Origin of the sequence: Desulfofalx alkaliphila DSM 12257 (assembly GCF_000711975.1) — a bacterium.
Lineage (GTDB): Bacteria > Bacillota > Desulfotomaculia > Desulfotomaculales > Desulfohalotomaculaceae > Desulfofalx > Desulfofalx alkaliphila.
Genome location: NZ_JONT01000012.1, coordinates 1 through 19,522 on the forward strand (window position 1 = coordinate 1; position 19,522 = coordinate 19,522).

Consider the following 19,522-nt stretch of genomic DNA (forward strand, 5'->3'; position numbering starts at 1 on the left):
GACTTGGTTGTGGCAGATGAATTAGGGTACATATCCTTTGATAAGGAGGGTTCAGAGCTATTATTTACACATTTATCTCTAAGAGCTGGTAGAAAGTCGGTTATTATCACAACTAACTTATCATTTGATAGATGGGATGAGATTTTTCAAGACCCAGTGATGACAGCAGCTATGATTGACCGCCTAACTCATAAGGCCTACATAGTCAATATGAACGGCAATTCATTTAGGCTAAAGGAAACGAAACAGTGGATTGAGCAACAATAATTTTTTTGACCCAGGTGGTGTAGTTTTTAATTATATTTTGGTGCAGTTTTCAGTTGACAGATACAGAGGTAGAACTGCGGTTTTTGTTTAACGGATTTCCGAAAGAAGTCTCCCATCCTCAAGGAATGTGCAGGGCGTAGCCCAATGAGTAGGTGGGAGATGAATTTCGGTTGGCTTTAGCCAAAGGTTTTAATATAATTTGATATAATCAGTCTTATATATATAAAAGGAATGATATATCAATGAAATTGGATAGTAATAATCATTCAGTGTTCCTATTACATTATCATCTTGTATTAGTTGTAAAGTATCGTAGAGAAGTGTTCACCGATGAAATATCTGATTTTGCAAAAGATATGTTCATTGAGATCGGAAAAAAATACAACATTACTTTGACAGAGTGGAATCATGATAAGGATCATATCCACATTCTATTCAAAGCACATCCTAATTCTGAATTATCGAAGTTCATCAATACTTATAAGAGTGCAAGTTCTCGACTGATAAAGAAAAACTTTCCTCATATCCGAAAAAGACTATGGAAAGAGATGTTTTGGTCAAGAAGTTTTTGCCTGCTTACAACAGGCGGTGCACCAATAGCTGTCATAAAAAAGTACATTGAAAATCAAGGTCAGAAGTGAGGTGATTTGATATGACCAAGCAAAATAAAGCTTATAAATATCGCTTATTGCCGGATAAAGAGCAAAAAATACTTTTAGCTAAAACTTTCGGCTGTGTTCGCTTTGTCTACAATAAGATGCTGGAAGAACGTAAAGAAACGTATGAGAAATTCAAAAACGATAAAGAAACGCTTAAACAACAAGCATTCCCGACACCAGCGAAATACAAAGATGAATTTCCATTCCTAAAAGAAGTGGATTCTTTAGCTTTAGCAAACGCACAGATCAATTTGCAAAATGCTTATAAGAACTTTTTTGAAGGTCGTGCGGAGTTTCCTAAATTCAAAAGCAAGAAAAATAAACAATCTTACACAACCAATATGGTCAACGGCAATATTAAGCTAGAAAATGGTCATATCAAACTACCAAAAATCAAAAAGCCAATAAAAATGAAGCAACATAGAGAAATACCCGCTGATTACAAAATCAAATCTTGTACTATTTCTAAAACAAAGACAGGTAAATACTATATTTCGATTTTGACAGAATACGAGAAAGATATTCAGTCAGTAAAGATTCAAAAAGTAGTTGGCTTAGATTTTGCAATGGACGGTCTATATGTCGAGAGTGAACAGGGTGAGAAAGCCAATTACCCACGGTACTATCGACAAGCCTTAGACAAACTGGCAAAAGCACAACGAATTCTTTCTCGCAGAAAAAAAGGTTCTGCACGTTGGGAAAAACAACGTTTGAAAGTAGCAAAGCTACAAGAGAAAATTGCCAATCAACGCAAGAATTTTCTTCACCATAAATCAAAAGAATTAGCATCAACCTATGACGCAGTTATCATTGAGGACTTAGATATGAAAGGAATGTCTCAAGCCCTCAATTTTGGAAAAAGTGTTCATGATAACGGCTGGGGTATGTTTACTACTTTCTTAGAATACAAGCTAAAAGAACAAGGGAAGCAACTTGTAAAAATAGATAAATGGTTCCCTTCTACTAAGAAATGTTCTTGTTGTGGCAAGGAAAAAGAAATGCCATTATCTGAACGTATATATGAATGTTCTTGCGGTTTTGTATTAGATCGTGATCACAATTCAGCAATCAATATCAAAAATGAAGGATTACGCTTATTAGCATAAAGAATAATAACTTTCGGAACGAGAGGGTTAGCTCGGTCAATTTCTTATCGTTAGATAGGATTACCCGAGAAGCCCCCACTTCAAGCGACCCGCAAGGGTGGTAAGTGGAGGGTAGTTCACAGAAATGTATGCAGAGATGATTACCCGGGTTAATAAATTAGAGGATGAAATTAATAAATATAATCTTAATATAAGTAAGGTTAAATGGTATGAGCTACTTGCATCTATTGCCTATTGGTATAAGCGTGGCAATAAAGATGAAAGCCTCATAATAAAGATAATCAAAGATACGAAACCACAATTTTCTGAGAAAGAAATAAAGTCAGCGTATAATGCCTACCTTGATTTTAAGTTTTATGTTTAAGGGGGAGAAATGATGTGTTACCGAAAAAATTAGGGCAATACTCCTCAGAATTTAATTATAAAATAATTAATGATCCTATTTATGGTTGTGTAGGGCTGTCTGAAACAGAGGTGCGTATTCTTGATACTAGAGCGATGCAAAGACTGAGGCGAATCCGCCAAATGGGATTCGCTTCATATGTTTTTCCAAGTGGAGAGCATTCAAGATTTGCTCATTCTCTCGGCGTTTTATGTATAATGGGGAAGATGTGTGATCACCTTTATAGGAAATATGGTTCAGCGGGCGGTGAAATAGTTTTTCCTTAGAAGATGTCAGGTTAATGAGAATTGCAGCTTTACTTCATGATGTTGGCCATTTTCCATTCTCACACTTGAGTGAATGTGTCTATAGCTATATTGATACGGTAAATAACTCAGATGATATGATTGAAGGACTTAATATATCTACTGTCGATAATATATCTCTTTTAAGTGATATTGCTAATTTTAAAAAACGCAAAGCGAAGGATCATGAACATCTAGGGGCAGAAATCATAAAACGAGATCCTGAAATAACAAATATATTAAAAGATGCTGGCATTTCACCTAATGCCGTTGGTGAAATTATCGTAGGTGATACACAGGCTAAACCTGTTCACGCTCAATTACTACACTCAAGTTTGGATGCAGATAGACTTGATTATTTGTTAAGGGATTCAAGGCAAGCCGGAGTATCATTTGGAAGTGTTGAATTAGAATATATTTTACGGCAAATGCGAATAGAGAGATGTCCTGTCCGGGATAATGGAACTGAAGAAATCGTTGAACTAGTGGTTTTCGATTGTCGGGGGCAACATGCAATTGAGCACTTTTTAATGGGGAGATATTTTCAATATACACAGGTGGTTCAACATAAAACATCGGTTGCTTTTGAGGCAATTGCGAAAGCTTTAATGTATAGTGTATTAAAAAACATACCCGATTCCTCGTATAAAAGCTATGAAAGTATTGTTGATATTATTGGAACAGATGAGTTTTATATGTTTACGGATGATTTTATGTGGCAACAAATTTGTACTTTTGCAGAGTCATCAAAAGACGAAAATATCAAGGCTTTATGGGATTGTTTAAGCCAACGGAAAAAGCCCTCTAATGTTCTTTCATTAACGGATATTATTCCGAAAGTATCAAGTCATCCAAAGGCAAAGCCTGTAAACAATTCAACGTATCTATTGACAAGATGGTTAATTAAAAATATGCAGAGGGAATTGGCCGAAGAGGTAGGTATAGATCCGTCACGCATTGGTTATGTTGAGTCGAAAGTACATTTAGAGTCTATCCCATCACATTTAAGGGCAGAGGACTGTTCGCTTGATAATTTTCCTGATGAGGTTCGAGGCGCAATTCGTATAATTGACAAAGAAGGGGTAATTTCTTTCTTGGCATCGGATAGCAAGTCTCTAATAAATAAAATGGTGGACTATACATGCAACACTCTTGATATATTTATTTTTGGTTACGATGATAAAGAAAAAATTAAGCTTCTGCGTGATGCAATACTACAAAAGGCCCGTAAGGGATAAACCTAGGGTTTAATAACAATTCATTTAAAAACACCATAAAACCTCCAAAATCAATGTACATACCCATTTTGCATACTCCCAAGGCGCATTTTTTATTATATAGTTGGTTGTATCATTATCATCACCACTATTACTTTCTCAATATAATTATAGATTTTTTACCTTCTAATTTTTGTCAGATACTGCAGGCGGGCCATCAATTTGGCTCGCTTTTTTGATGTTAATATAACAGATTCTATGATAAAATCAAAAAAAGTAAATAATTAGGAAAAGTGAGGTTAACAAATGGATGAAAAGCTATTAAAACCGATTATTGAGGCTGCCTATTTAACAGCCGGTAATGCCTGGCGTTACAGATCTATCTTACGCTTCTTTTATATTCAACATGAAAGAATGCGTTATTATTTGTTTCCTGAAGAGGTGTTAGAATACTTAAAGAAAAGCCAGCACTTTATTGACTATACAGAAGAACAACTGCAGCAAGATCTGAATCAGCTTGTGCATTGGAAAAATTTAATTCCTAGGCAGGATACTGGTAAAGTAAATACCATCGAAGAGTTTAAAAAGAAGAAGTTCCGCTACCAATGTACACCGTACACCATTGAGATTGAAAGGATGGTACATGGCCTGGAGCAGATGGGTGAGTCCTTTGGCGGCTCACTGGAGAGAACACTATTTGACCGGATATTGGATGCCTTGATAATACTTGTGGATCAGCAAAAGATAGAAGAAGTATCTGATGAAGAACTAAATACATTCTGGAATGATTTGTATGGCAATTTTCGCAAGTTGACGGAAAATGCCACCGATTATCTAGCACATATGCAAAGTGAAAAGGTAGAAGAAATGATGCTGACAGAAGCTTTTCTAAGTTATAAAGATGCCATTACCGAATACTTGCGAAATTTTATGTCTGTACTTCAACGCACTTCATTTCGTATAGAGGCGGTGTTACAGCAAACTTCTAAAGAACAGATAGAACTTATTGCAAATCGTCTGGCAGATTATTACCTGAGTATTCCCAGATTAGACCGGCGGCAAACAAAGGATGAACTAGTTAAAAAATACATGCTCCAGTGGTTGAGTTTAAAGACTTGGTTTTTAGGCAGTGACGGAAGAGAGAGCGACCTTTTATTTTTACAAAATGCCACCAATGAAACTATCCGTCGTATTACCCGTTTTGCGCAGCGCTTAGGGGAGAGGCATCACAACTTTAGAAGTAGGCGCAAAGACTATTTACACTTAGCCGCTTGGTTTGAGCAGTGTACCGATATTTCTGAGGCCCATAAGATATCTGCCTGTGTGTTTGGGGTTTTTCACACCCGACATATTTATACACCGGTAAAAGGAACGGAAGATATTTATGCGGAGGTATGGGATGAAAAACCGACCGAGATTACAGTTAATCCCCGGGTGAGAACCTACAAGGGTAAAACCAAACCAGGCGCCATTGAAGGACATAAAGAAGAGAAGGAAAGAATGATGGCTGCATATTTGCGTGAAAGAGAGGCGGAACGACAATTAATAGAACAATTAATCAATCAAGATTATATTGTTTTTAAGAATTTACCGGTGGTTGATCCTTATATTAGAAAAACACTGCTAAATTGGATTGGTAAATGTATGGCAGATAAAAATATGACTGCGAAAACAGAGGCCGGCCGCAAATTGAGGCTACTAAAGCAAGATGACAGCTATATTGTGCTGCGATCACGGGATGGTAATTTACGAATGCCCAATTATGTATTTCAATTTTTGGATTAGGTGATGGTGTGTATGTACGGTAGCAAGCGACAACGTGTATTTGATGAAACCGCAAAAGAGGCTGCAGAGCATCTATTAGAACAGTTTTGGATTTTGCGAGACAGGGAACCAGAGAAATATCAACTGGTTAGGGAAAGGGAACAAGCGCTGCGAACTTTCTTTTTGGACAAGTTAGGTTACCAGTTAATTATTCACCGCCATTTTGCCAAGTTGGAGAAGATTCCGGTGGAACCCGAAGAATGGATGGGAATTGGGAATTTTTTACATCCTCGGGATTATGCATTACTTTGCTGTCTATTGGCCTTCCTAGAGAATAAGAGTTCTGATGAACAGTTTCTGCTATCTGATCTTTGTGAGGATTTGTTGGGTTTATATCCTGGGGAGGAAGGGCTGGACTGGACCCATTTTGAACATCGCAAATCTTTGGTTAGGGTGCTTCAGTTTGCCGCTGAAATTGGGCTGTTGAAGGTGGAGGAAGGGGATATATCGGCCTTTAATTATAATGAGGAATACGAAGTATTGTATGATGTGCCGGTGGTTTCCCGGTATTTTATGCGTTCCTATCCAAAGGATCTTTTTCAGTTTAATACCAAAGAAGAGATTTTGGAGTCTGAGTGGGTAAGCCAAGGCGAGGGTAATGGCTTAAGGAGAAGGTACCGGGTGTACAGGCAGTTATTTTTATCCCCGGTTATGTATTCCAGGGAAAATAATGATGCGGACTTTTTGTATCTAAGGAATTACCGTAACCGTATTAGGGAGGACATAGAAAAACATAGTGATTTTGAATTCGAGCTGTATAGAAATGCCGCTATGCTTACAATGCCGGAAAGAAGAGCAAGGTTTAATTTGTATCCCGAAAACATAGGGATATCTGACATTGCTGTTCAGTTTGCCTTTATTGTCCGAAAACAGCGTACCGACAATAATATTCCACTACATCATGACGGAAGCTTGTGTCTTACACCAATTGATTATCAAAGATGGGTGGAACAGTGTAAAGAAAGATTTGGCAGTGGTTGGAGCAAACAGTTTCGGGAGGCGTCTGTTCCGGTGGTGGCCGGTGAGTTGTTAAAATATTTACAGAACTGGAAAATGGCCCGCCGGGACAGTGAAACAGGAGTTATTCTTCTGCAACCCTTGTTGGCCCGTATTACCGGAAAGTATCCGAAAGAATTTGTGGCTAAGAATGAGATTGGGGTGGAAGTTAATGAAGAATGAAAAATGGCAGCTTAACCGGGCGGGCGTATTAAATTTCTGGTATTACGATGATGAAGAGTTTAATTTTTCAGACGGTAAATTACTGTTACGGGGGAGTAATGGTTCCGGCAAGTCAGTTACTATGCAAAGTTTAATACCGGTACTGTTAGACGGCAGAAAGAGTGCTGAGCGGTTAGATCCCTTTGGCTCTAGGGCTCGGAAAATGGAGGACTATTTGCTAGGCGAAAAGGGAGTGGTTGATAGAGATGAGCGTACAGGGTACCTCTATTTTGAATACAAGCGGGAAAAGACAAATCAATATGTTACCACCGGCATTGGCTTAAGGGCTAAACGCCACAGTAATATGAATTTTTGGGGGTTCGTAATTTTAGATAACCGCAGGATTGGTCATGATTTGTTTTTATATAAGACGGAATACAGTGCAGAGGAGGGTAAGGAACAAAAAATTCCCCTTACCAGAAAAGAGCTGGAGAGACGGTTGGAAACCGGGGGCAGGGTGGTAAAAGGCCAACGCGAATATATGGAGCTTGTGAACAGATATGTTTTTGGCTTTGAATCGCTGGAATCATATGAAGAACTAATAAAGCTACTTATACAATTAAGAAGTCCAAAACTTTCTAAGGATTTTAAACCCACCGTTATTTATGAAATACTAAATGAATCACTGCCGGCCCTTTCCGACGATGAATTACGTCCATTGTCTGATACAATTGAAAATATGGATCAAACCAAACAGCAACTGGATCAGTTGCTGCGGGATTCACGATCTTTAAGTAGGCTATGTAAACAATACCGGGTGTACAACCAATTTGTATTAGCTGAAAAGGCTGATGGTTTTTTAAGTTTAGATAAGAAGCTGAACAAATTAGTTCAACAGGAAAAAGAGCTTAATGGGCAGCTGGAAAATAACTATACTGAGTTAAAAATGCTGACAGAGCAAATGGAAGAACTCAAACGTGAGCAGGAAGTTTTAGAAGAAGAGGAAAGGGCACTAAAAGACCACGATGTATTTAAAGCAGAGAAAGAAAAAGGTGTTATAGAGAAAAGTATTAAAGAACAGAAAAATAAGATTCAACATAAAGAACAGGTACTGGAACAAAAGAAAAATAGTGAACGGCAGTTGAAGAGGCGTATCGAGGAGGAAGAAGAAAAGATAAGTGCCACTGAAAAGTCTATTATTGAACTGTTAGATGCTTTGGATATGGAGATTGTAGATACAGCCTTTGACGGCCATCCACTGGCCCGGGAAGAGTTTAAAAAGAACTATCAAAGTGAATACTATTTTGATTTATGGAAGGCTGATGCATATCGTTATAAGGAAAAGCTAGAATTTATTTTAGAGTCTATGGAAGAGCACAGCCGGGTAAAAGATAGGTATCAAGCCCTTGACCGGGAGTTGGCAGAAGCCAATAAAAAATTGGATTTGGCAGTTTTAGACCAAAAAAATTGGGAAGTTTTTTTTGAGGAAGAAAAAGGCAACTACCTACACTCTTTCCATCAATGGAACAAACAAAATCTTTATCTAAGACTTGATAGTGAAGAGATACAGTTAACTGCCCAAAGAATAAATGAGATTTATCAACCTTATCGTTTGGAAGAGGTCAAAGAGCCGATAGTAAAAGCGTATAAGCGGTATTACCAGCAGCTGCAGCAGGACGTAATTGGTATAAACCACAGTATAGAGGCAAAGAAACAAGATATTGAACTTAAAACAACTGAACTAAATCAATGGAAGAGTAAAAAAGATCCGGAGCCAATTCGTCACCCGGACACCTTGGCAGCACGTAGCAAACTGAAAAAGGCGGGCATTCCTTATCTACCGTTTTTTGCAGCGGTGGAGTTTTTACAAGGGGTGCCCCCGGAACAACGGGAGCGGCTGGAATCTGCTATAACCCAGATGGGTTTGCTGGATGCTTTGATAGTGCCGGATAAGTATATGGAGCAGGTGAGGGAATATGACCGGGTTATCAAACCCAATGCCAATATTTTTGCCCATACGCTGGCCGAATTTCTTTATCCAACTCCGGTGGAAGGAATTGCGGTTACCGCTAAGGATATTGAAAATGTGCTGCGCAGTGTGCTGGTTGACGATGCCGGTGATGGTTCGGCCTTTGTTAGTGAAGATGGCAGTTATCGGGTGGCATTAATAAAAGGGCATGCTCCCCGGGAAAGTAGTTCGATATATATTGGCAAAGAGTCCCGCCGTCAGTATCGTCTGCAAATGATAGAACAAATTAATACCCAATTGAAAGAATTGCAAAGGGAGTTAATTGTTTTAGAAGACAAAAAGGAAGATCTTATAGCAATGGCACAGCAATTGGAGGAAGAATACCATGCATTCCCGGCGGATAATGACGTAAATGAAGCGTACCGCAATCTCATTAATGTTAATGAGCAGGTTAGGGTGCGGCAAGAAGAAGTAGAAGCTAAAAATAATCAGGTAAGACGAGCTTGGCAGGAACTGCAAGAAATACGCAGTAAACTGCGGCAATTAACCGAGGGGATGCCATTAAAAGCAAGCGAAGAAACCTATAAAAAGGCCCAAGCTGCTATGCAAAGCTACCTGAAGTATTTGCAAAGACTTGAATTAAAGCATAAGGATTATGCTAATAGTAATACATTACTTATTCAATTAAAAACTAACTTGGATGATGTAATATACGATGTAGATGAGTTAACGGGCGAACTGAATGTGTTAGAAAGCGAAATAAAGGGCTATAATATGCGTCTGAAGCAGGTGCAGCAGCGTCTACAACAATTAGGTGCAGATGAGATCAGAGAGAGAATAGCCGGTGTGCAATCAAGGATTATGGAACTTCCCGATGAAATAATAAAGGTGAACACCGGGACTGTAGAATTAAAGAGCCAGATTAACAACACCCAAAACAAACTCGGGGAAATAAAAAAAAATATTAAATACACAGCACAGTTGTGTCGGTTATGGCAGCAGGTCTTTGCCGATGAACTGAAACTTGGATTGGTAGATGCAGCTTATGATGATGAAGATATTATGAAAAGCGCCAAGATGGTATTGCAACAGTATAGAGAGTTATTGCGGGATAGCGATAGAGAAAAAGTAACCAACCGTTTAAATAATGCTTTTTTTCAAGAGCAGGCAGTGCTTGTGGAATACCGATTAACCCAGGAGGTGATGGGGGAGGTAACTGCAATTGAGGTGCCTGCAGAAAGCGAAGTATTAAAAATACAAGCAGAACAACTAATGCAGAAATCACGTAGAACTCATTTGTTGATGGAGTATCAAGGTAAGCGTGTCAGCCCCTATTATGTAATGGAACAAATGGAAAAAGAAGTTGAGCTGCAAAAAATAATCTTAAATGATAAAGACAGAGAACTTTATGAAGAAATCATTATGAACAGTGTGGGCCGGATTATTAGGGGAAGGATTAACCGGGCACAACGGTGGGTAAAACAAATAAGTGAATTGATGGAGCAGCGGGATACCTCAAGCGGTTTAACTTTTTCTATCCGTTGGAAGCCCCGCACTGCAGAGCATGAAGAGGAATTGGATACCAAAGACCTGGTGGATTTGTTGCGTGCCAATCCCAGGATGCTAAAAGAAGAAGATATTAGGCAGATTACGCAGCACTTCCGCTCTAAGATTGGCAGAGCCAAAGAGGCGTTAGCTGAAAAGGGATATGGCGAAACGCTGCACCAAATGTTTAAAGAGATACTGGATTACCGCAAGTGGTTTTCCTTTACCTTGTATTACCGCCGGGAGGGTGAACAGCGCAAAGAGTTGACAAATAACGTTTTCTATACCTTTAGCGGTGGCGAAAAGGCTATGGCCATGTATATTCCTCTATTTTCTGCTGCATACTCCCGCTACTTAGATGCACGGCAAGATGCACCGTATATCATTTCCCTTGATGAAGCCTTTGCCGGTGTAGATGAGAATAACATTCGTGATATGTTTGATTTGGTGGAAAAGTTAGGTTTTAACTATATTATGAACTCCCAGGCACTGTGGGGGGATTATGATACAGTATCGGCCTTATCTATTTGTGAGTTAGTTAGGCCGAAAAATGCACCCTATGTTACGGTGATTCGCTATCATTGGGATGGCAAAATGAAAACCCTGCTGCATGGGCTTGATATAAAAGCTCCAGAGCAGACAGCGTCACAGGCAGCAAGTAATTAAAGTCTTTTGGGGGTAGAACAGTTGGTAGAGCAGCACCAAATTATGCTTAAACAGGCGGTGAAATTTTTTAAGGAAGAACAGGGATTTCATCGATTGTTAAAACAATTCATTGAAAAATATCAGAGTTTAGGCAGGATAGGTGGCAGCGCCAAACTGCAAAATCTAACAGAATGCGAAAAAGAGGCCCTTTCGGTATTGTTTAGGAAGGATTATGATGGCCAGATATCTGCAACCATTAGACTGGAGGATTTTGCCAAGGCGCTGGAAAAAACAAAATATGCCGGAGTGGATATTAAGAAGTTTTTAGAAGCCTTTGCAGGAAGGACCTTAATTACCAAGGCAGAGGAGCAAGATAAATATCAAACCCTAAAGGAAAAATTTTTTATTCAACTGGCTGATAACTATAATCATCCATATTGTCGTTTATGGCTTAAGCATATTGAAGATAAGGGCGGTGGCACACGGGCCATCCACATGGCCTATGATCGGCAAAGGGAGTTATTAAAATCTCAATTGGAAAATGTCCTTAAAGCCATCATTCAGCTGCCAAAGTATCAACAGAACGGCGTGCGGGCATATCAGAGAATATCATCTTTCGCTGTTAATATCACCGGGGATCCCCATGGTTTTGATTTAGATACTGAGCAGGGCAGGTTTTTTGTGGCAGCATTGAAGTTTATCAGAAAAAAAGAAGATGAAGACTACAACTTTGTATCTAACCTATCGGCGGAAGAGCTGACTGAACTCTATGCTTATTTTGGCCTGGCCCGGGATGATATACTAAATTTTGTAACCTGCGCTGGTATTATGGGTTATGACAAGGATTCCGCCCCCCTTGTCTTGTGGAAGAATGCCTGTAATCAAGGGGTGGTAATGAATGTACCGCTTCGTGAGTTGGTTAAGCTGAGGAGGTTTTCTCCTGCCTGCACCCCTGCAGGTAAAGAAAAAGCGGTATTTGTGGTAGAAAACTCCGGTGTATTTTCCTCATTGATGGATAGTTTCCAGCAAGGTTTTACCCCACCGCTAATTTGTACCCATGGCCAGTTCAAGCTTGCGGGGTGGTTGTTGTTGGATAACCTGGTAAAAAACGGTGCAAGCATTTATTACTCGGGTGATTTTGACCCCGAAGGGTTGCAAATGGCACAGCGGTTAATAATGCGCTATCCGCAAAAGGTAATATTGTGGAGATATCACCCCAGCGACTATAAAAAGTGCATTTCTGAGGTGACTATTGGAAAAAGCCGACTAAAGAAGCTGGAAACCATTAAAGTGGCAGAACTTCTACCTTTGGTGGAATTAATAATACATAGCCATAAGGCCGGTTATCAAGAGTATTTAATTAACGATTATATTGAAGATATTAATAAATTTTTCTCTTTGTAATTTCAATTTTGTTTAACCTTACATTCCTAATAATGGCAAATTATTGCAGATGACGGAAGTGAAGATAGATGCAAGATAAAGTATTGATTATGCGGGCCAGCAATTTGGCTCGCTTCTTGTTTGTAAGGTGAAACTTTTTACTGTACCTTAGGCGTCTAAGGTGTAATGGAAGATACGTATCTTAGATTAAAGGAGTTTCATTATATGCCAAATCACAGCATTGACCGGTTAATTGCCGATTACGTCATTCAATATAAAGAGAATCACTATCGGCTGGCTTATAGTTATGTAAGAAATACAGAGGATGCCTTGGATGTGGTGCAAGAATCCATCTATAAAGCCCTGTCGGCTAAGAATTCACTTAAGGACACCGCCTACTTAAAAACCTGGTTTTATCGAATTATTGTAAATACAGCCTTGGATTTTTTGCGCCGGCGGAAAAGGCTGAAGGTGGCCGAAGAAGGCACACTGATTAGCTTGGATGGCGGCGCCCTGGATCATTACCAGGATATAGACTTGAGACGGGCGCTGGATGCGCTGCCGGCAGATTACCGCAGCATCATCATTTTACATTATTTTGAGGACCTGCGGCTGGAAGACGTGGCAGAAATTTTAGATAAAAATGTCAACACCGTTAAAACGCAGTTGTATCGGACACTGAAAAGGCTGCGCTTAGAAATGGACGACAAGGAGAGTCAATTATGAAGGATAAGAGATTAGAACAATTAAAAAAAGAATATCAAAACACACCAATTCCCTCGAAATTGGACGAAGTGGTAAATGAGGCACTGCGTCAAGGTGGGGTTGGCTCCCATGGCAGAGGTTTAACTAAAATGGGCAAAATAATTGCCACCATAGCCGCTTCACTGGTGCTATTTGTAGTGGCAGTTAACATTAGCCCGGCAGTGGCCAAGTCTGTAACGGAACTGCCGGTGGTGGGCGGCATTGTCAAAGTATTAACCGTTAAAAACTACTTTGTTGATGAGGAAAGGTTTAGGGCCGATATTGATGTACCTAAAATTGAGGGCTTAGAAAACAAGGAACTGGAGAACAGTTTAAATCAAAAGTATTTAGCAGAAAATGAAGACTTATATGGGCAGTTTATTGAGGAAATGGAACAGTTGAAACAGCAGGAGGCAGGAAATGTGGCGGTAAGCAGCGGTTACGAGATTATTACCGATAATGAACAGCTATTGACAGTTAAGCGTTATGAATTGGTAATTAAGGCATCTGCCGCCGAAACGGTACGTTATGATACCATTGACAAAAAAAAGCAGCTGTTAATTACTTTGCCCAGCCTGTTTAAAGATGACAGCTATATCCATATCATTAGCGAAAATATTAAAGAACAAATGATGGCTCAGATGCATGAAGATGAAAACAAAATTTACTGGGTGGAAATGCCCGGTCAAGAAATGATGTTCGAACCATTTAAAACCATAGAACCGGATCAAAATTTCTACATCAACTCCCAAGGTAATTTGGTAATTGTATTTGACGAGTACCAAGTGGCCCCCGGCTACATGGGCACACCGGAGTTTATCATTCCCACCGAAGTGCTGGCCGATATTCTGGTGGGGCGGGAGTATATACGCTAATTCCCCATTGGCAGTATTGCCGGGCTGTTGTAAAAAGGAGTTTTGATAAAAGATGGAGAAATAAGAGGAAGCGGGCAGAGAAAACAAGGGGTGCTTGGGTTATGAAATGTAATCACTGTAAGGAACTTACCGATGAAGCCGGTAAGAGTTGTATAGAGCAAGTTCCGATATTTCATGGTCTCAGTAAGCAAGAGGTAAATGAAATTGCTAAAATAAAAATTAGTAGGCAGTTTAAAAAAGGTGAGTTTTTATTCTTATCAGGGGATCAAGTTAATAACCTCTATGTCATACATAAAGGAAAGGTGAAAATTTCAAGAACGTCCGATGAAGGTAAAGAACAAATTATCAGGGTTCTTGGAGCAGGAGATTTTGTCGGGGAATTATCCCTATTTACCCACTCAAGGAGCAAGAGTAATGCCGAAGTGATGGAGACTTCATCCATTTGTATTATTGACGGCAAAAAAATAAAGGACCTTATATATAAAAACCCGGGCATTTCTATTAAAATATTGCAAGAACTAAGTGAACGAATGGAGAATGCGGAAAATCTAATAGAACAATTGGGTATTCATGATGTGGAGCAGCGGGTGGTGGATGTACTTTTAAGTATGGCAGATGAGGAAGATAAGGTGACTTTGTCCATGAGCAAAAAAGACTTGGCGGCCCACATCGGAACATCACAAGAAACCCTCAGTAGAAAACTTTCTTATTTTCAAAGTAAAGGGTGGATCAAGTTAAGCGGGCAGAGAAAAATTGATATTCTTGACCGGCATAGCCTGGTTAATGCCAGAAAGGGTTAGGGTTCCCTGTGGCAGTTGAAATGCGGCACAATTAAGAAAGGGGCAAATGAAATCTTGAAAATAAGTTTTAAAAGGTTAATATTAATTTGCTTTTTATTGCTGGCAATACCCTTGGTTAGCACTGGTCCGGCCAATGCCGGGCCACAGTTTATTGAGCTATCCCGGCAGGTTCTACCCATGCCCCCGGAGGATGATGAAGGCGGAATTAAAAATGTAGCACTGTCAGCACAACTAATTGACCAGGTGATTTTAGAACCCGGTGAAATATTCTCTTACAACAAAATAGTTGGGCCGAGAACCTTAGAGAGAGGTTTTGCATGGAGTGAAGCAATTGGTTGGCTAAACGGGGAACTTACATATGTTCCGGATGTTGGCGGTGGGGTTTGCAGAACTTCAACTGCCCTTCATCAAACGGTGCTAAATGCCGGGTTAGAGATTTTGGAAAGGCATAGCCACTCATTGGATGTAGATTACGCTGAACGCGGTAATGATGCTACGGTATGGTACGGGGTGTTAGACTATCGGTTTAAAAACACTAAAGATAATCCGATTAAAATCAATGCTGCGGTGGAAGACAAGATGCTGATAATTTCATTGGAGGAAAAATCCCCGATAAGTGTTATGTTAAATGGTCAATATGTAAGTTTAAATGCAGCCCCTTTTATCTATCAGTCCAGTTTAATGGTACCGGTTCGGTCAGTGTCCGAGGCACTGGGGGCTATTGTTAGCTGGGATAATACAATAAATGCGGCAATTATTACAAACGGACATAATACTGTCAATTTAAGTGTTAATGATAGTGAAGGCGGTGTTGATAATCAAATAATAATTAAGAACGGCACAATGTTTATGGCTGCCAGATACCTGGGGATGGCAATGGGCTATAATGTTGAATGGGACAATGAAACTAAAACCTTAAATTATACATGATAATTTTTAGCTAAAGGCCTCGACTTTAAAAAGTCGGGGTTTTTTGTTTCTGCCGGTAATGCCCGCAAGGCACAACCATGGTGAACTTTCAATTATTAAATGGACTTTCGACATAAATATTGAATCTAGGATGTTAAATTTGACAATTATCTATTATTACTTGACTAAATATTCAGAGGAGATTCTATCCACCGCTGAAGGAGTATTGGTTCGGGGGGAGTGTCGTGTACCGTTTTGGTAGAGGTTATTTATTACTAATGCTGTTTATGGTGATTGGGCTGCTTGTCAGCGGATGTACGACAACACAGCCCGAAAAAAATGAAGTTAGGGCATTGGAAGGCACCTTAGACCTAACCGGTTGGGACTTTGAACAGATGGGCCCGGTTGAATTGAACGGGGATTGGGAGTTTTATTGGGGCCAGTTACTGACCCCCGGGGATTTTAACGAGGGGCAAGGCGGTTTTGATAAGCATCTATTCTCTGTTCCCCAGTCATGGAACGGCTATCGGGTAAATGACCAAATACTGACCGGTGAAGGGTATGCCACCTTTCGTTTAAAAGTATTATTGCCTGAAGATGAACAATCGAAATCTTTGGGTCTTTCTGCCATCAGTACTGCACATAAATTATGGGTAAACGGACGGCTGGTATCTGCCCAGGGTGAAGTGGCAACCCAAAGGGAGCAAAGCGACCCCAAGTACTTTCCTAAAATCATCCACCTATCATTGAAAGAAACTCCGCCGACATAGTATTACAGGTATCAAACTTTAGCCACCGCCGGGGCGGTATCTGGCAACCAATTACTTTGGGCAACAGTGATCAAATCAGCACAATTAGGGAGTAAGAACTGGTTTTTGACATGGTCTTGCTGGGCGTTTTGATGATCATGGGGCTTCATCACCTGGCCATTTTTATGCTGCGCAGGAGCCACATGGCAACTTTATGCTTTGGCTTGTTTTGCATACTGATGGCTTTGAGGATTGTATTGGTGGGACAAGTAATGCTGCTGAACTTTTACCCACAAATACCCCAAGAGATTATTCTTAAGCTGGAGTACTTAACATTTTACCTGGGTATACCCTTCTTTGTTTTATTTCTCTACTACCTATTTCCGGGAGAAGTATTAAAAAAGGTAGCTTATATTTATTTTATAATATCGGTTGGCTATTCAATACATGTGCTCTTAACTGAGCCCATTGTATTTAGCCGTTATTTAATCAGTTATGATGTAATAACCTTAGCGGTCTTCTTGTATATGTTATTTGCAGTGATACTGGCACTGATTAGAAAAAGAGACGGTGCCGCACTGGTGATCATCGGATTTCTTATTTTTACCGGCACCGCTGTTAATGATATATTGTACTATACCGAAAAATCCGCTGTGGGCGACCTCTTCCCCCTGGGCGTTTTTGTGGCTATCTTTACTCAATCCTTTATTATTGCCCGACGTTTTTCTAATGCCTATAAAACAATAGAACAAATGTCGGAAAAATTGTTATCATTGGATAAACTGAGGAACCAATTTTTAGCCAGTGTTTCCCATGAGTTAAAAACGCCCTTAAACGGCATCATTGGCATTGCTGAATCTATTTTAAACGGCCCAGCAGGAGCTTTAAATCAGCAGCAGAGTACCAATCTATCTTTGATAGTTTCCAGTGGCAGGCGCTTGAGTAGGTTGAAGAACGACAATATTGTTTTAGAGCTTGAGCCCATAGATCTTAAACAAGTTGTAAACAGGGCCTTGGCCCTGGCTAGGCCTGTGGCTGCCAATAAGAATATAGAGCTTATTAATGATGTGGGTAACAAGATACCCCCGGTTAAGGCTGATGAAAATAGGCTGCACCAGATTTTAGATAACTTAATTGGTAATGCCATTAAGTTTACCACCGCCGGCAGTGTGCTTATATCGGCAAATAGGCAGGGCGATTTTGTGGTAATCTCCGTTGAAGATACCGGCATAGGCGTTCCCTTGGAGCAGCAGAGCAGGATATTTGAGTACTACGAGCAGGGTGAGCAGCAGACCTTAAAATATAAGGGGATGGGGATCGGTCTGAGTATTACTAAAAGATTGGTAGAGCTGCATGGGGGTAAAATTTGGGTAGAGTCGGACGGTCATCGGGGGGCTAAATTTATTTTTACCCTGCCAATCAGCAGTGAAATGGTTCAAATGAGTGAAGGTAGAGCGGAAATTGCAGCTACACTGGACTTACCGGAAACTAAGGAAGATGTTGCTGCCATTGTTCCGGATACAAACTCTGAGTTTCGCATTATTGTTGTGGACGATGAACCCATTAACCTACATGTGGTTGAGAGCCAGCTTTCTGTGGAGCGGTATCAGGTTACCACTGCCACCGGCGGTCGGCAGGCATTAAGGAAAATTGAGGAAAGCCCGGGCTTTGATCTGATGATTTTAGACCTCATGTTACCTGATTTATCAGGATATGAAGTGTGCCGGTTGGTCAGGGAGAAATATTCACTTTTGGAATTACCGATACTGATTTTGACGGCTAAGGACAGAACAGAAGATTCACTGCTGGCCTTTGAGGTCGGTGCCAATGATTATTTACCCAAGCCCTTTAACAGTAAAGTAATGTTGGCCAGGGTAAAAACATTATTGACCTTGAAAAAAGTAATGCAGCAAGTGGTTACATCGGAACTACAGTTTTCGGTTATTGCGAAAGTGAGAGTTTTTCAACTTATACCAGCACACTGGTGGCAATTGTGAGGGGATTAGAGGAAATTGGTTGGGTTAATAATTTAAAATGGTTTAACAGGATAGTGGCGAGCGGGGACAGTAGGGCCATTTGGCGGTGGCTGGCCAACGAAGAAGTGAGTCCCTATGTTGAATTTGTGGAGGATGCCTTTTATAACCTGAGGGATGCCGATGTTGATCGAGAAGGCATTATTGAACGGTTAAACAGTAGAAAGGATATAGATATCATGCTGGTGATGGGTGCCGAAGCCGGCATTTTACTGAGTAATGCCCAGCATGATACAAACATTTTTGTTTTTGCCGCTTCCAATGCAGTAAGATCGGGGATTATTGATTCAGTGGAAGACTCGGGTAAAGATAAGGTATGGGCCCACATGGATGAACAGCGCTTTGAACGCCAAATTAAAGCTTTTTATGATATCGTGCAATTTAAAAAACTGGGCATGGTTTACGAAGACTCTGACAATGCCAGGGTATATTCGGCTGTAAACGAAGTGGAAAAACTGGCTGAAGAAAATGGATTTGAAATAGTGCGCTACCATGTCAGGGAGCCGCGGAGCCCCGAGGAGTACCCGCGATACTACCAAGAAGTGCAGGATGCCTACAACAAACTGGCAAAAGAGGTTGACGCCGTTTATGTGACCATAGCATCGCTGGAGAGTGAAAAACTGCCGCACTTGTTTCAACCCTTTTATGAAAACAAAATACCCATCTTTTCCCAGTTGGGTGACATTGAAGTGCAGCATGGAGCCTTGATTACCGTTTCGGTGATGGATGAGGTAAACATCGGTCGTTTTGGTGCGGATAATATCAGTAAGTGTTTACTGGGCGCCAAGCCCCGCCAATTAGAGCAATCTTTTCAAAGCGCCCCGGTAATAATCCTAAATTCCGAGGTGGCTAAAAAAATTGACTTTAAACTACCCTTTGAATTGCTTATAGTGGTTGATAAAGCTTATAAAGATATTGAAGGCTTGTAGAAGCAAGCAAATTGACGATAGGG

The 19,522-nt window shown here is 40.2% G+C and carries 18 protein-coding genes; 17 read left to right on the plus strand and 1 reads right to left on the minus strand.

Annotation, left to right across the window (positions count from 1 at the left end):
* The 15 genes from BR02_RS0107660 to BR02_RS0107730 all read left to right on the plus strand — a co-directional run.
* Positions 1–267 (plus strand): ATP-binding protein (locus tag BR02_RS0107660; RefSeq protein ID WP_031515826.1); only part of this gene is annotated, 267 nt, incomplete at its 5' end.
* 242 nt (positions 268–509) lie between these two features.
* Entirely contained in the window at positions 510–908 is a 399-nt protein-coding gene (gene tnpA, locus BR02_RS0107665) for an IS200/IS605 family transposase (protein ID WP_031515828.1), read from the plus strand.
* Positions 909–919: 11 nt separating this feature from the next.
* Positions 920–2,032 carry an RNA-guided endonuclease InsQ/TnpB family protein gene (locus BR02_RS0107670; protein ID WP_031515830.1) on the plus strand — a complete coding sequence of 371 codons (1,113 nt, stop codon included), beginning with the start codon at positions 920–922 and terminating at the stop codon, positions 2,030–2,032.
* Positions 2,033–2,156: 124 nt separating this feature from the next.
* On the plus strand, positions 2,157–2,396 hold the full coding sequence (locus tag BR02_RS0107675) for a hypothetical protein (protein ID WP_031515831.1): 240 nt from the start codon (positions 2,157–2,159) through the stop codon (positions 2,394–2,396).
* Positions 2,397–2,410: 14 nt separating this feature from the next.
* Positions 2,411–2,701, plus strand: a complete 291-nt coding sequence (locus BR02_RS0107680) for an HD domain-containing protein (protein ID WP_031515834.1) — start codon at positions 2,411–2,413, stop codon at positions 2,699–2,701.
* 14 nt (positions 2,702–2,715) lie between these two features.
* A complete protein-coding gene (locus BR02_RS0107685; RefSeq protein ID WP_031515835.1) occupies positions 2,716–3,957 on the plus strand; it encodes an HD domain-containing protein in 1,242 nt (413 codons plus the stop codon).
* A gap of 285 nt (positions 3,958–4,242) precedes the next feature.
* The gene (locus BR02_RS0107690) at positions 4,243–5,721 is read left to right on the plus strand and encodes a TIGR02677 family protein (RefSeq protein WP_031515837.1); all 1,479 of its coding nucleotides are present in this window, start codon (positions 4,243–4,245) and stop codon (positions 5,719–5,721) included.
* Positions 5,722–5,733: 12 nt separating this feature from the next.
* Entirely contained in the window at positions 5,734–6,939 is a 1,206-nt protein-coding gene (locus tag BR02_RS0107695; RefSeq protein WP_031515839.1) for a TIGR02678 family protein, read from the plus strand.
* The gene (locus BR02_RS0107700; RefSeq protein ID WP_051688206.1) at positions 6,929–11,098 is read left to right on the plus strand and encodes a TIGR02680 family protein; all 4,170 of its coding nucleotides are present in this window, start codon (positions 6,929–6,931) and stop codon (positions 11,096–11,098) included. The genes BR02_RS0107695 and BR02_RS0107700 overlap by 11 nt, the downstream gene beginning before the upstream one ends.
* Positions 11,099–11,119: 21 nt before the next feature.
* Positions 11,120–12,481 carry a TIGR02679 family protein gene (locus tag BR02_RS0107705; RefSeq protein ID WP_051688207.1) on the plus strand — a complete coding sequence of 454 codons (1,362 nt, stop codon included), beginning with the start codon at positions 11,120–11,122 and terminating at the stop codon, positions 12,479–12,481.
* Positions 12,482–12,685: 204 nt separating this feature from the next.
* Positions 12,686–13,186 carry a sigma-70 family RNA polymerase sigma factor gene (locus tag BR02_RS0107710; protein ID WP_031515845.1) on the plus strand — a complete coding sequence of 167 codons (501 nt, stop codon included), beginning with the start codon at positions 12,686–12,688 and terminating at the stop codon, positions 13,184–13,186.
* Positions 13,183–14,079 carry an anti-sigma-V factor RsiV gene (gene rsiV / locus BR02_RS0107715; RefSeq protein WP_031515846.1) on the plus strand — a complete coding sequence of 299 codons (897 nt, stop codon included), beginning with the start codon at positions 13,183–13,185 and terminating at the stop codon, positions 14,077–14,079. Before BR02_RS0107710 ends, rsiV begins: the two co-directional genes overlap by 4 nt.
* A gap of 101 nt (positions 14,080–14,180) precedes the next feature.
* The gene (locus BR02_RS0107720; RefSeq protein WP_031515848.1) at positions 14,181–14,879 is read left to right on the plus strand and encodes a Crp/Fnr family transcriptional regulator; all 699 of its coding nucleotides are present in this window, start codon (positions 14,181–14,183) and stop codon (positions 14,877–14,879) included.
* A 54-nt stretch (positions 14,880–14,933) separates the two neighbouring features.
* Entirely contained in the window at positions 14,934–15,809 is an 876-nt protein-coding gene (locus tag BR02_RS14785) for a VanW family protein (protein WP_157834943.1), read from the plus strand.
* Between the two features lie 224 nt (positions 15,810–16,033).
* The gene (locus tag BR02_RS0107730; RefSeq protein ID WP_031515852.1) at positions 16,034–16,558 is read left to right on the plus strand and encodes a hypothetical protein; all 525 of its coding nucleotides are present in this window, start codon (positions 16,034–16,036) and stop codon (positions 16,556–16,558) included.
* Positions 16,559–16,569: 11 nt separating this feature from the next.
* Here the strand turns inward: BR02_RS0107730 and BR02_RS15625 are convergent, their stop codons facing one another.
* A complete protein-coding gene (locus BR02_RS15625) occupies positions 16,570–16,740 on the minus strand; it encodes a hypothetical protein (protein WP_169738586.1) in 171 nt (56 codons plus the stop codon).
* Between BR02_RS15625 and BR02_RS0107735 the strand changes: the two genes are divergently transcribed.
* Together BR02_RS0107735 and BR02_RS0107740 are read left to right on the plus strand one after the other, a co-directional pair.
* Positions 16,696–18,534 (plus strand): ATP-binding protein, encoded by a 1,839-nt coding sequence (locus BR02_RS0107735; RefSeq protein WP_207640999.1) that lies wholly within the window; start codon positions 16,696–16,698, stop codon positions 18,532–18,534. The two genes, BR02_RS15625 and BR02_RS0107735, sit on opposite strands and share 45 nt — an antisense overlap.
* Entirely contained in the window at positions 18,531–19,499 is a 969-nt protein-coding gene (locus BR02_RS0107740; RefSeq protein ID WP_031515856.1) for an ABC transporter substrate-binding protein, read from the plus strand. Before BR02_RS0107735 ends, BR02_RS0107740 begins: the two co-directional genes overlap by 4 nt.
* Positions 19,500–19,522 lie beyond the last annotated feature (23 nt).

Coding starts and splice junctions, on each gene's coding strand:
- BR02_RS0107685 (WP_031515835.1), top strand. CDS start 2,716: ATGAGAATTGCAGCTTTACTTCATGATGTTGGCCATTTTCCATTCTCA.
- BR02_RS0107670 (WP_031515830.1), top strand. CDS start 920: ATGACCAAGCAAAATAAAGCTTATAAATATCGCTTATTGCCGGATAAA.
- BR02_RS0107675 (WP_031515831.1), top strand. CDS start 2,157: ATGTATGCAGAGATGATTACCCGGGTTAATAAATTAGAGGATGAAATT.
- tnpA (WP_031515828.1), top strand. CDS start 510: ATGAAATTGGATAGTAATAATCATTCAGTGTTCCTATTACATTATCAT.
- rsiV (WP_031515846.1), top strand. CDS start 13,183: ATGAAGGATAAGAGATTAGAACAATTAAAAAAAGAATATCAAAACACA.
- BR02_RS0107695 (WP_031515839.1), top strand. CDS start 5,734: ATGTACGGTAGCAAGCGACAACGTGTATTTGATGAAACCGCAAAAGAG.
- BR02_RS0107700 (WP_051688206.1), top strand. CDS start 6,929: ATGAAGAATGAAAAATGGCAGCTTAACCGGGCGGGCGTATTAAATTTC.
- BR02_RS0107720 (WP_031515848.1), top strand. CDS start 14,181: ATGAAATGTAATCACTGTAAGGAACTTACCGATGAAGCCGGTAAGAGT.
- BR02_RS0107735 (WP_207640999.1), top strand. CDS start 16,696: ATGGGGCTTCATCACCTGGCCATTTTTATGCTGCGCAGGAGCCACATG.
- BR02_RS0107710 (WP_031515845.1), top strand. CDS start 12,686: ATGCCAAATCACAGCATTGACCGGTTAATTGCCGATTACGTCATTCAA.
- BR02_RS0107690 (WP_031515837.1), top strand. CDS start 4,243: ATGGATGAAAAGCTATTAAAACCGATTATTGAGGCTGCCTATTTAACA.